General features: G+C 37.8%; 11 protein-coding genes and 1 other annotated feature. Of the genes, 3 read left to right on the top strand and 8 right to left on the bottom strand.

Going from position 1 to position 13,462, the window contains the following annotated elements; genetic code table 11:
* Window positions 1-168: 168 nt before the first annotated feature.
* From BUC25_RS08490 to zapA, 5 genes are all read right to left on the bottom strand, one after another.
* Entirely contained in the window at window positions 169-576 is a 408-nt protein-coding gene (locus tag BUC25_RS08490; protein ID WP_073201449.1) for a DUF350 domain-containing protein, read from the bottom strand.
* Between the two features lie 15 nt (window positions 577-591).
* A complete protein-coding gene (locus BUC25_RS08485; RefSeq protein WP_073201448.1) occupies window positions 592-2,940 on the bottom strand; it encodes an endonuclease MutS2 in 2,349 nt (782 codons plus the stop codon).
* 27 nt (window positions 2,941-2,967) lie between these two features.
* Window positions 2,968-4,680, bottom strand: coding sequence for a DNA polymerase/3'-5' exonuclease PolX (gene polX, locus BUC25_RS08480; protein WP_073201447.1), 1,713 nt, complete (start codon window positions 4,678-4,680; stop codon window positions 2,968-2,970).
* Window positions 4,681-4,796: 116 nt separating this feature from the next.
* Window positions 4,797-5,345, bottom strand: a complete 549-nt coding sequence (locus tag BUC25_RS08475; RefSeq protein ID WP_073201446.1) for a CvpA family protein — start codon at window positions 5,343-5,345, stop codon at window positions 4,797-4,799.
* A gap of 7 nt (window positions 5,346-5,352) precedes the next feature.
* Window positions 5,353-5,613 carry a cell division protein ZapA gene (gene zapA / locus BUC25_RS08470; protein WP_073201445.1) on the bottom strand — a complete coding sequence of 87 codons (261 nt, stop codon included), beginning with the start codon at window positions 5,611-5,613 and terminating at the stop codon, window positions 5,353-5,355.
* Between the two features lie 126 nt (window positions 5,614-5,739).
* Between zapA and rnhC the strand changes: the two genes are divergently transcribed.
* Window positions 5,740-6,675: a ribonuclease HIII gene (rnhC, locus tag BUC25_RS08465; protein ID WP_073201444.1), complete on the top strand. Its 936-nt coding sequence runs from the start codon at window positions 5,740-5,742 to the stop codon at window positions 6,673-6,675.
* A gap of 620 nt (window positions 6,676-7,295) precedes the next feature.
* Here rnhC and pheT read toward each other — a convergent pair.
* From pheT to BUC25_RS08445, 3 genes are all read right to left on the bottom strand, one after another.
* Window positions 7,296-9,722 carry a phenylalanine--tRNA ligase subunit beta gene (gene pheT / locus BUC25_RS08455; protein WP_073201442.1) on the bottom strand — a complete coding sequence of 809 codons (2,427 nt, stop codon included), beginning with the start codon at window positions 9,720-9,722 and terminating at the stop codon, window positions 7,296-7,298.
* Between the two features lie 15 nt (window positions 9,723-9,737).
* Window positions 9,738-10,772, bottom strand: a complete 1,035-nt coding sequence (gene pheS / locus BUC25_RS08450; RefSeq protein WP_073201441.1) for a phenylalanine--tRNA ligase subunit alpha — start codon at window positions 10,770-10,772, stop codon at window positions 9,738-9,740.
* 51 nt (window positions 10,773-10,823) lie between these two features.
* Window positions 10,824-11,063: a binding site (T-box leader), on the bottom strand.
* A 56-nt stretch (window positions 11,064-11,119) separates the two neighbouring features.
* Complete coding sequence (locus tag BUC25_RS08445) at window positions 11,120-11,860, bottom strand: TrmH family RNA methyltransferase (protein WP_073201440.1); 741 nt, start codon at window positions 11,858-11,860, stop codon at window positions 11,120-11,122.
* A gap of 613 nt (window positions 11,861-12,473) precedes the next feature.
* Here BUC25_RS08445 and sspI point away from each other — a divergent pair.
* Together sspI and BUC25_RS08435 are read left to right on the top strand one after the other, a co-directional pair.
* Complete coding sequence (gene sspI / locus BUC25_RS08440) at window positions 12,474-12,686, top strand: small acid-soluble spore protein SspI (RefSeq protein WP_073201439.1); 213 nt, start codon at window positions 12,474-12,476, stop codon at window positions 12,684-12,686.
* 106 nt (window positions 12,687-12,792) lie between these two features.
* Window positions 12,793-13,428 (top strand): lytic transglycosylase domain-containing protein, encoded by a 636-nt coding sequence (locus tag BUC25_RS08435; protein WP_073201438.1) that lies wholly within the window; start codon window positions 12,793-12,795, stop codon window positions 13,426-13,428.
* Window positions 13,429-13,462: the final 34 nt, after the last annotated feature.

Raw genomic sequence — 13,462 nt, 5'->3', positions numbered from 1 at the left:
AATAAGTATAACATTTACAAAAAAATCATCCTAATACTTTGCTTGTATCGATATCTTCTGAATTATTCCACTTATTTATACCGATAAGATATAATAAATACCAACTGCTAAAAAGATAATCGCAATTACTAATAACACATAGGCTAAAGTTTTCAAAATGCCACTCCTCTACTGGATACTAGAGCCGATCACATAAGATAAACCTACAGAAATCACTAATGAAATCAGGCCAACTGCACGGTTATCTCTCTCAATTTCCTGATCGATCTTATAAGTAGGTGTGAGGAACTCAAAAATAAAATAACCAAATAATAATAAAAGGAAGCCATAACCGCCCCAAACAATACTTTCTAAAATAGTATCATTATGTTCAATCGAATAGCGGATGATGTTAGCAATCCCGAACATTTTACCCCCAGTTGCCATCGCCACACTTAAATTTCCCCGTTTGATTTCTTCCCAGTTTTTGTAAGATGTAACCAATTCAAAAATGACTAAAAAAACAACTAAACAAAGAATTGCAACACTATAACGGGCCGCAGTTTCAACAAATACATTTCCCCAAAAGTCTGACATTCTTATGACCTCCTTTTATTTCAATTCCAGTACCGTCACACCAAGTCCACCTTCACCCATGTCGCCATCACGTGCTGAATTTATTTTAGAATGCTTCCTTGCAAAATCTTTGACCCCTTTTCGTAAAGCTCCGGTACCTTTACCATGTATAATCGATACTTTGTTATAACCAGCAAGCAAGGCATCGTCCATATATTTTTCCAACTGTTGCAAGGCATCTTCGAATCGTTCTCCACGCAAATCAAGCTCAGGCTTGACGTGATAATTAGAACCTCTAACCGTTGCTAATGGTTTTTCCATTTTGGGTTCTTCACGTCTCACAAATAATAAATCTTTACGTTTCGCTTTCATCTTCATAATCCCAATTTGTACTTGAAATTCATTTTTTCCAGTTTGTTCGATGATCGTTCCTTTTTGATCAAGCGTTAAAAGTTTTATCTCGTCACCAGGTTTTAGGGTTTTTGCCTTATCCTCGTCAAAAACGGGCTCTTGTTTCTTCTGTTTTTTCGTTAACTCGGGGCGTGCTTCGTTCAGAAGTTTTTTTGCTTCGATCCACTCATGTTCTTTTAGCTCTGCTTCTGATTGCATATTTCGCAGTTCCGCAACAATGGTTTCCGCTTCTTCCCGAGCTTTTGTTACAGCTTTTTCTGCTTTTTCTTCTGCCTTTTTATATAAAGCTTCCCGTTCTTTTTCAAACTGCTGCCATTGTTTCTCTACATCTCGTTTTAATTGCTCTGCTTCTTCTAGAATATCGTGCGCGTTTTCATAATCTGATTCTGCATTTCTTCTTGAATCTTCTAGAGATGCAATCATATTTTCAACACTTTTAGAATCTGTTCCGATATGACTTTTCGCTTCATTGATGACCTTATCGTTTAATCCTAATCGCTTGGAAATCTCAAATGCATTACTGCGTCCTGGAACACCTATCAAAAGTCGATAGGTTGGTCTTAAGGTTTGAACATTAAATTCAACAGATGCATTAATTACCCCATCACGGTTAAAACCATACGCTTTTAGTTCAGGATAGTGTGTAGTAGCAATTACTCGTGCCTTTTTTGCGACCACATGATCCAAAATCGACATAGCTAAAGCGGCACCTTCTTGTGGATCGGTTCCTGCTCCTAGCTCATCAAATAACAATAACGACTTATCGTCAAAGCTATTTAAAATATCAACAATATTTGTCATATGAGAAGAAAAAGTACTTAAGCTTTGTTCAATCGACTGTTCATCTCCAATGTCGGCATAAACATTAGAGAATACTGCTAATTCACAGCCATCTAAAGCAGGTATTTGTAACCCGGATTGGGCCATTAACGTACAAAGTCCAACCATCTTCAATGTTACGGTCTTACCACCTGTATTTGGTCCTGTAATGACAATAGCGGTGAAGTCTATACCTAATTCAACATCATTGGCCACTACTTCCTCTGCTGCAATCAATGGATGTCGCGCCTGTTTCATTTTAATAATACCATTATTATTCATGGTTGGTCGACTTGCTTTCATATCATGACTTAATTTTGCTCTAGCAAAGATAAAATCAATTTCTGCTAATGCTTCTACATTTTGCATCAGATAGCCCTCATCTTCTGCAATACGAATCGTTAGTTCTTTTAATATTCTTTCAATTTCTCGTTTTTCTTCTACCCGGGCTTCTTGTAATTGATTGTTTAATTCGACAACGGATTGTGGTTCCATAAACAATGTTTGACCTGAAGCGGATTGATCGTGAACAATTCCACCAATCGCTGATCGGTATTCTTGTTTAACTGGCAGCACGTATCTGTCGTTTCGAATTGTAATAATAGCATCGGATAACATTTTCGCTTTTGTTTTTGTAAAATTATCTAAGCGATCACGAACCTTGTTTTCATTGGTTCGAATTTTCGAACGGAGCCCTCTCAGTTTATCCGACGCACCGTCCATCATATGCCCATGATCATCGATACAACTTTTAATTTCTCGTTCCAACTCATTTAAAGGGACAATTTCGTCTGCGAGTCCTTGAATGATCGGTAATTCGATATCTTCTAAATTATCGATAAAAAGTTTTAGTTGCTTCCCGCCGTAAATGGTGCTCGCAACATCTAAACATTCATGTGTTGTTAAGATACCACCTATCACTGCTCTTTTAATGCTTGGCTTAATGTCGGTAATTCCACCTAATGGTACATTACCTTTTAATCGGATGACGTGAAAAGCTTCATCTGTTTCATCTTGCCAAGTTGTCACTTGTTCAATTTCTGTTGACGGTTTTAGCTGGCGTGCTTTTTCAATACCAAGAGAGGAAGCAGCTTTTGCGACGAGTTGTTCCGTTATTTTGTGGAATTCCAATACACTCAAAATGCGTTGATTCATAGCACAGACCTCCTGTCTTGATTCTACTTATTTACTTAAGAATTTTATTAGTTTTTCTTTATTCCATGTATTTATCACTGTATCTTTTCGTAGTTTTCCACGGCGACCGGTTCCAACACCTGTGGTCATGTCTTCGAGCATTTGATAATTATGGGCATCCGTATTAATTGCTAGATGAGCTCCCTTCTCTTGAGCAAGTTCGACCCATTTTGAAGAAAGATCAAGTCGATTGGGATTTGCGTTTAGTTCTAGGATCGTATTCGTTTCCTTCGCTTTTTCGATTAACCACTCTACATCTAACGCATACCCATCCCTTCTCCCTAATAGTCTACCAGTTGGATGTGCAATCATATGGACATAAGGATTTTCTAAGGCCTTCTTAAAACGATCATGAATTTTTTCTTGAGATTGTTGGAAACTGGAATGAATCGAGGCTATTACAAAATCCATCTCTTTTAAGAAGTCGTCCTCAAAATCTAAACGTCCATCAGGTAAAATATCCATTTCTACACCTGCAAAAATGTGAATATTCGGATATTTTTCTTGTACTTTATTGATTTCTTCCCGTTGTAAACGTAAACGATCTTCATTTAGACCATTTGCAACTCTAAGAAATTTAGAATGGTCGGTAATTGCAAGAAACGAATACCCTTTTTCTTTCGCACGGATCACCATTTCCTCTAACGACTGTGCTCCATCACTCCAAGTTGTATGCATATGCAAATCGCCTTGAATGGAGTCTTCATTAACGAGATCAAAACTTTCTTTCGCAAGCTCTATTTCATCTTTCCCTTCTCGAACCTCTGGGGGTATAAAATGCAAACCAAAACTTTGATAGAAAGCTTCTTCAGATTCAAATGTTTCGACTTCTCCTGTCTCCACATCCTCGACACCATATTCACTGATTTTTTTACCTTGCGCTTTGGCTAATTGGCGCATTAAAACGTTATGGTCTTTGGAGCCGGTAAAGTGATGTAACGTTGTAGAAAATTCTTTATCAGTGACTAAACGAAAATCAACACTAATATCATAACGACCTTCTACTAAAATAGATACCTTGGTATCCCCTGCTGCTATTGTATCGATTCGGTCTTCAAATTGCAGCAGTTTATCTCTTACTGTTACTGGTTCATCTGTAGCAATTATAAAATCTAAATCCTTCACCGTCTCTCGGTAACGCCGCATACTACCAGCTATCGAAAATCTTTGAATCGGATCTATGGTATGAAGGAACGCTTCGATTTTTTCTACAACAGAAACCACCATTGGTACAGGCAATCGTTCTGGACGATCTCCTGCACTATTAAGAGCTTCTAATATTTTTTCTTCTGTCTTTTTCCCAAAACCCTTTAGTGCTTGTATTTTACCATTCTCGCATGCTTCGCGTAATGTTTTCTCATCTATAACGTCTAATTCATGATATAATTTTGCTAGCTTTTTACCTCCAAGCCCTTGCAAATTCAACAAAGGAACGAGACCCTCCGGTACTTCTTTTTCTAATTGTGCTAAGGTGTCAGATTCCTCTTCATCGATATATTCCTTAATCACGCTTGCTGTCCCTTTGCCGACCCCCTGCAACTTGGTGAAGTCGTCTATTTCAGATAACGAACGATCATCACGTTCTAACGCTTGTGCAGCTTTTCGATAAGCTGAAATTTTAAATGGATTCTCACCTTTTAATTCAAGGTATGTGGCAATTTTATCTAATAATTTTATGACATCCTTCTTATTAATAGACATCGTAATCCCTCACTTCTCGTTTTTTAGCCAGTGACTACCTTTTCGGCTAAAATTTAAATACTTCCTAACCTACATGTGAAATACCCTTGCCAATAAGGATGCAAGGGTATGGTTTCCTAATCACTGAAAGGGTCATTCTCAAACCAATAGGTTGACAATTTGTCTGATAGGACAGGTGTTTCTTCAATAATATATGTAGCGATACTTGAATCATTAATAAGATCTTGTACATAAGACACTGGAGCAAGCGCTAAAATGTATAATGCTACAAATAGCAAAAGGTATACTTCAACAAAACCTAAAATCGATCCAAGCCAACTATTAACAAATCGTAAAAAAGGTAGGTCAGCTACAAAATCAAGCATTGTTGCTATAATTTGCAAAACAATTTTCGTTACGAAAAATAATGCACCAAATGCAATCGCATTGTAATAAGCAGCCTCTAGTGGTAATGATTCTAAAAAAACTGCCCATGAAGCATCTGACATTAATTCTGGATATGGAATCCACAATTCTAACCTTGAAGCGATATCGTCGTAATAAAGCGCCGCTACAATAAAAGCGATAATGAATCCGGTAAGATGTAGGACCTGCAAAATAAACCCTCGTCTAAGACCTACAAAAATTCCTATAATAAGTAAAAATATAAGTATAATGTTCACCATGACAACGTTATTCCTCTTTCTCCTCAAGTAGTTTTTGTAACACTTCAAAGTCCTCTTTTAACTTTATGTAATCGTTCATTGTATTAACCGCGGTCAATACTGCAAGATTTGTTGTATCCAATGATTTATTAACAGCATGAATTTCCCGCATTTTTCCATCCACTAAGTTTGCTACATGGCGGATCTGATTCGATTTTTCATTCCCGACAATGGTGTATGATCTTCCATATATATCAACGGTAGTCCGAGACTTTTCTGATTGGGACACCCTGATACCCCCTTTTAGACAAATACCTTAAAATTAATATTAACATGAAGCACCTAATTAGAAAACTATTCTGATGGAATCAATCTCTGTTATAATTATAACAGTATCAGGAAGGGATGAACATTCGTGTCAAATATTGTTTTACAATTTTCCAAAAATGATTTATCAAAAATTAAAAAGTATTACGAAGATTATATTATCAATGTTCCACCCAACAGTCTTTTTTTAGCAAAAATTAATACGGTTACTGTTGTTGCATATAAATCAGGAAAAGTGATGTTTCAAGGTGGTAAAGCGACTGAAGAAGCTGAAAAGTGGCAGCACCTCACCACTGGAACCACATCTACTAAATCATCGGTAAATGACCACCATTATCAACCTCACGAAAGTCTTTTTCGAAGAGCGCATATTGGAACAGATGAAGCTGGTACCGGAGATTATTTCGGACCAATAACGGTTAGCGCTGTCTTTGTTTCTGAAGATAAGTTACCGATATTAAAAGAAATGGGAATTACCGATTCGAAAACTTTGACGGATGACCGTATTGCTAAGCTTGCTAAAGAGATTGTACAACAGAAAATTCCTTATACATTATTAACGTTAGATAACCTTAAATATAATAAACTCCAGAAAAAGGGTTGGAACCAAGGCAAAATGAAAGCTATGCTTCATCAGCATGCGATACAGAAATTACTTTTTAAAATCGGTGACAGCCCTAACTATGGTATCTTAATTGATCAATTTTGTCAGCCATCTTCTTACATAAAGCACATTCGACAAGAAGGTATTCATTTAGAAAAAGATACCTTTTTTATGACCAAAGCTGAAAGTTATTCTACTTCAGTAGCTGCTGCTTCGATTATTGCCAGAGCAAAATTTGTGAAAGAAATGGATCAATTATCGCTTGACTACGGAGTTACGATACCGAAAGGTGCTTCTAGTAAGGTCGATGAAACAGCTGCTTACATCATTAAAAAACACGGTTTGGATGAGTTAAACTCGATAGCAAAAACACACTTCGCCAATACCGACAAAGCAATGAGATATGTCAAGAAGCGATAGTTAATCACAACCGCAGATAATTGATGAAGCTGGTATACAAATATTTTTCTTAATAAATGATGTGGTCATTTTGACATGATGTTTGTGCGTAGAAACCGCTCCGGCTTGCCCGCTTCCCTTTCCATGGGGTTTTTTCCCTTCAGCTAACTTTTCCATGCAAAAACCGCATAGAAAAGTGGATCTTCAGGAAAAAAACGATTCCCATAGGAGTGGAAGCGGACACCTACGCTATTTACTGCTCCAACGATTGTGTCAATTATCTTTTTGACTTTTTAAAATATACATATAATGAATCGAGAAAAAAGAGTCAAAATCCAAGCGCAAGTTTACATTGTAGCAATTTATTTAGCGCAGGCGGCCACTTCCACTCCTAGGGGATCAGCGCGATCTGAAGATCCACTTTGTAAAGCGCTCTTCTTTACAAAGTTAGCTGAAGACGCGCCACCTGGAAAGGGAAGTGGGCAAGCCGGAGCGGGGGGTTACCCTCATAATTTATTTCAAAATTACCGCATCAGTTAATGCGCAGTATCCTTCTCATACGCATGAAAATCCAAACGATTCGGAGACTGAATCGTTTGGATTTTCTATTATAAAATTCTTTTGTCAAAGCCTCTTGTTGTTTACCCTCGTAATTCTGCTTGGTGTTGATCTGCTACTGCTGCTAATATTGCTTGATAGGATGCTTCCACTTCTTCATCAGTTAAGGTACGTGAAGGATCCTGGTAGAACAAGCTAAAGGCAATTGACTTCTTACCTTCTGTTAAATGCTCACCTTGATAAACATCAAATACTTGAATATCTTTTACAAGTTCACCACCTGCTTCTGCAATGGTTGCTTGTATCGCTCCTGCCTGAACCGTTTCATCTACTACAAGTGCTATATCTCTTGTAACACTTGGATAACGTGGAATCCCTGCAAAACTTGGTTCGTTTTCATGAACTTCCAGAATGTAATCAAAGTCAATATCAAAGACAAATGTATCTTTTAAATCATATTCTTTCTGTACTTGCGGATGAATCTGACCAGCAAATCCGATAGCACGATCTCCGATATATAGGCAAGCCGTTCTTCCCGGATGCATGCCATCTACTTTTTCTTGTACAAAATTTACTTTTACACTTAGAGAGTCAAATAATGCTTCAAGAATTCCTTTTACTACAAAAAAGTCGACCGATTTCTTCTCTTGCTGCCAAGGATGTGTAAGCCATTCACCTGTTAATGCCCCTGCTAAACGTAACTTTTCCTCTGGTTGTTGGGAAACTTTCTCCTCTTTTGAAATAAAAATACTTCCTAATTCGTAATATGCAACATTAGACTGTTTACGAGCCAGGTTATAGGCGACAGATGCTAACATCTCAGGTAATAAGCTTAAGCGTAATGTACTGTGCTCCTCACTCATTGGCATTGCTAATGATACGGTAGAAACCAGATCTTTGGCAACTTCCGGACTTATTAATTGAGTGGCGCGATCTTTCGTTGTTAACGAATACGTTACTGTTTCAGATAGACCGGCACCTTCCAAGAATCGCTTTACATGACGTTTTAGCTCTTGTTGTTTGGTTAAGCCACCTGCTTGTGATCCACCACTTGGTAAGGTAAAAGGTAAGTTATCATATCCGTAAATACGAGCAACTTCTTCTAACATATCCTCAAAAATAACGATATCCTGTCGTCGGGTCGGTGCATAAACTGTGAATGTTTCGTCATCCTGTTCAAAGTTAAAATGCAGTTTGCGCAGGATGTCTGCAATTTCTTCATTTGATATATCAGTACCTAAACGAGCATTGATAGTAGATGTCCAGATCGTTACCGTTTTTTCCGAGTATTCAAGCTGATCAAATTCTGAAATTCCTGCTAATACCGTTGCACCTGCATATTTTTCTAGTAATAGACAGGCTTTTTCACCAGCTTTACGAACACGATTTGGATCGACACCTTTTTCAAAACGCGTACTTGCTTCACTTCTTAAATCAAATTCTTTCGATGCTTTCCGAACAGTTTTTCCATCAAAATATGCAGCTTCTAATAATACAGAGGTCGTCTGATCTGAAACTTCTGTATCCGCTCCACCCATTACACCTGCTAGAGCAACAGGTTCTTTTCCGTTTGTAATCACGAGATGTTCACTAGATAATGTACGCTCCTGATCATCCAGGGTCACAATTGTTTCGCCTTCATTTGCCATTCTTACAACAACTTCTGTTGATCCGAATTTGTCATAATCAAATGCGTGTAACGGTTGACCGTATTCCAGAAGAACATAATTGGTTATATCCACCACATTGTTGATCGGACGAATACCTGCTGCCATTAAGTAATTACGCATCCATAGAGGAGACGTGCCAACTTTGACATCTTTCACTAAAAAAGCGCCATAATATGGATTCTGTTCAGATGCTTCGACTTTAACAGAGACATGATCTTCCGTCTTCTCTTCTGCCGCATGATAATTAGTATGTGGTAAACGAATTGGTACATCTAAAATTGCTGCCACTTCATACGCTACGCCTAACATACTTAATGCATCCGAACGGTTTGGCGTTAAATCAAGCTCGATAATAATATCATCTAAGTTTAATAGCTCTGTCACATCTGTACCTGTCTCTGCATCCTCTGGGAATACAAAAATACCATTCGCAAATTCTTTTGGTACAAATTTTTCTTCAACACCTAATTCTTGTAAAGAACAAATCATACCATTTGACTCCACACCACGTAATTTTGCTTTTTTAATTTTAAAATTCCCAGGTAATACGGCACCTGGCTTTGCGACAGCTACCTTCTGTCCTTTCGCAATATTTGGTGCTCCACAGATGATTTGTAATGTTTCTTCTCCAACGTTTACCTGACACAAATTTAATTTGTCTGCATTAGGATGCTTTTCACAAGCTTCTACATATCCAACAACAACATTATTCACTTTATTTGCAAAACGTTCTAAACCATCAACTTCTATGCCAGTCTTTGTAATACGTTCTGCCAAATCTTCAGGTGATATTTGATCTATATCCACATAATTTTTTAACCAATTTATTGATACAAACATGATTTATCCTCCTCTTTATGCTTGGTGGTACTGTTTTAAGAATCGAATGTCATTCGTATAGAAATGACGGATATCGTCGACACCATATTTCAACATCGCAATTCGATCTGGACCCATTCCGAATGCAAAGCCACTGTATTCCTCCGGATCATATCCTGCCATTTTCAGCACACGAGGGTGTACCATGCCAGCGCCTAAGATTTCAATCCATCCTGTCCTTTTACAAACACTACAACCTTCACCATTACAAACTTTACAGGAGATATCCATTTCAACAGAAGGTTCTGTGAAAGGAAAGAAACTTGGACGCAGGCGAATTTCACGATCTTCACCAAACATTTGCTTGGCAAATCGATCTAATACTCCTTTTAAATCACTCATACGCACATTCTTATCAACGTATAGGCCTTCGATTTGTGTAAACTGATGAGAGTGTGTGGCGTCATCTGTATCACGACGATATACCTTACCTGGACAAATCATTTTAACTGATCGTTCCCCTTTAATCATATTCATCGTCCTTGCTTGCACTGGGGAAGTATGTGTACGCATTAAAATCTCATCTGTAATATAGAAAGTATCCTGCATATCACGAGCTGGATGATCTTTAGGCAGGTTCAATGCTTCAAAATTGTAGTAGTCCGTTTCCACCTCAGGTCCTTCTCTTACTTCAAATCCCATTCCAATAAACAAGTCTTCGATTTCTTCGACAATACTTGTTAAAAGATGGGGACCACCTGTAGGAATTGGTCGTCCTGGCAATGTTACATCAATTGTCTCTTCTGCTAATTGTTTTTCAAGTTCTGCAGCTTCAATGCCAGCCTTTTTACTATCAATTGCTTCTGCAACCTGACCTCGAACTTTGTTGGCTAGTTCTCCAATAACAGGCCGTTCTTCTTTTGATAATTTACCCATTCCTTTTAATACTTCTGTTATTGGTCCTTTTTTACCTAAATAAGCGACTCTTACATCTTGTAATTCTTTTAATGAAGATGCGTCTTCTACCTTTTGTAATGCTTCTTTTTCTAATGCTTGCAGTTGATCTTTCATTTAATTAACCTCCTTTGTAAAATAAGAAAATAAAAAAAGCCTCCTCCCTAAAAAAGGGACGAGACTGTATGTATCGCGGTACCACCCTTGTTGAAATAGCTCTTGGCTATATCCACTCAAGATATAAGATAACGGTATAAACCGGAACACCTTTACTTGCTTTGTACAAGGTCCTGATGTCAGCTCCAGAGTGAAATTCCATTTGTGATCGTTAGAAGCACTTCCAGTCTTTGATGCTTCTTCCCTTTGAACGATTTTTCACGCATGTACTAACTCTTTCTATGCCTTTATAAATGTTTTTACTTCATATAGTATAAGCAAGCTTATAAAATGATGCAAGTCCTAATTTATTTTTTTACCACTTCATACATTAAAATAGCTGCGGCAATACTAACATTTAATGATTCTGCTTGCCCATAAATCGGGATCATCACATTTTGGTCCGCTTTTGTCATAAGAGTTCGATTGACTCCAGAACCTTCGTTACCAACAATAATGGCTATTTTGTCAGGAACGTCCAGTTCGTGATAGTTGCTGGCATTTTCTAACCCCGTTGACCATATGGTAATACTTAACTGTTGCAGGCGTTCCATTTCGCCTACTAAATCTGCTTCATAGACATTTAAATGAAAAAGGGAGCCTTGTGTGGATCGAATCACTTTATCATTAAACAAGTCAACCGTTCCATGACCCAGGATTACCGTATCAAATCCCGCTGCATCTGCTGTGCGTATCATTGTACCTAAATTGCCTGGATCTTGAACTCGATCTACCATTAAAGCACGATTCACTACTTTTTCATCATTATTTTTTTTGTTTACTACTGCTACTATTCCTTGGGGCGTTTTCGTTTCTGAAATAGCTGCCATTACATTATCAGTTACCTTAAATAAAGGATAGTGCAACCATGCTTTGGGGCATTCAACACCTTCTTGATGAATGATTTCGACAATTTGCCAGCTGCTTTTATGTGCTTCTTCAATAAGGTGGAAACCTTCTATAATAAATTGATTTTGTAGATCTCTTTCTTTCTTCTTTCTTAATTTTCTCCAATTTTTAACCTTTTCATTCTTAACGGAAGTTATCATGCAACTCATTCCTCTATTTTGATATCCTCTATCATACATACTTTCACACATTGCGGTCAAACTAAAATGAAAGACCCATACAAAATAATTCACATTTAATCTAAACTGCGAAGTATCTGACTGGATCATTGACAAAAGTATTGAGATGAGTGCTAATTCAACGCTACGGAAAAACACTCACTTTCCGGGGGCACGGCTGAAGCTAACTAGGTAAAGAAAAGCACTTTACCAAGTGGATCTTCAGCTCGTGCTGTTCCCCCAGGAGTGTCGCATTTTTCCTCCGCTTTGTTAGATATCTGTTGAAGTACGAGAAAATATGCTGTGATATCAAAATTCTAGCTGTTTCTAAATTTGCAGAACACTATGGGAGAGTAGTCCATTAACGTAGACTCCAGCGGGAAAAACGTCTTCCGAAGACCCCACAGGCAGTGATCTTCTGCTGAGGAGGCTGAGGTGACGCCCGCGGAAAGCGAAGTAAATGGACGGAGCTTTTGCCTGGCATTGATCATACTATCAACATTGTCACAACTTCGCAGTTTTTGTCTACGATGTGTTGGCCATGTTTAATTTTTTGTACTGGGTTATAGTAAAATTCTTTAGATGGGGTGATGAAATGGATTTGAATTTGCGCAAAGCAATTATGTCTAATGTTTCAGGTAACTCTGCAAATGATTTAGAAGCAACCATTGTAGATGCCATTCAAAGTGGAGAAGAGAAAATGCTCCCAGGTTTAGGTGTATTATTTGAATTGTATTGGCAACAAGCAGACGAATCAGAAAAATCAGAAGTTCTAGAATCACTGGAACAAGTAGTAAATAAGCAATAACAAAAATAAGGTGGTCGAATGATTTTTCGACCACCTTATTGCTTTTTTTTGTGATAAAATGTATATTTATAAGTAGATATATTTTACCAAAAGGGAGAGCGTTAGATTGAACGTACAATCCATGTATCATCTTATGCAAATGCAGGCAATGTCAACACTTACTGGGTCTGAGAATTCTTCCACAGGTCAGTCTGATTTTAGCCAGCTTTTTCAACAATTAATTGGCGACAATACACCCCAATCAAATCCATATACAAATCAAATACCAGCAGCAGCATTTTTAAATAGCCCTGATCTAGTGCAATCTATTAGATCTCAATTAGGATCAGGTTCTTTAGATAGTATTTCAGCAATCTCCACACATGATGGTGATGTAACATCTATTATCCAACAAGCTGCAAATAGATTTAACGTAGATGAAAAATTAATTAATGCTGTAATAGAAACAGAATCCAATTACAATCCAAATGCAGTAAGTCATGCTGGGGCACAAGGTTTAATGCAGCTTATGCCTAACACTGCACAAGGTTTAGGTGTGCAGAATCCATTTGATCCCCTTGAAAACGTTTTGGGTGGTACAAAATATCTGCAGCAAATGCTTGATCGTTACGACGGAAATAAAAGTTTGGCTTTAGCTGCGTACAATGCTGGCCCGGGTAATGTCGATAAGTACAATGGCATTCCACCTTTTAAAGAAACACAGTCATATGTTCAGAAAGTACTTGGAAAATACTTAGCATGAATAAATGAAGCCCTCTCCATTAAGTTGGAAAGGG

It is taken from the genome of Gracilibacillus kekensis, from assembly GCF_900143085.1.
Classification (GTDB): Bacteria; Bacillota; Bacilli; order Bacillales; family Amphibacillaceae; genus Gracilibacillus; species Gracilibacillus kekensis.
The sequence above is the reverse complement of the archived record's forward strand: the minus strand, read 5'-3'. Positions and strand labels throughout refer to the sequence as shown.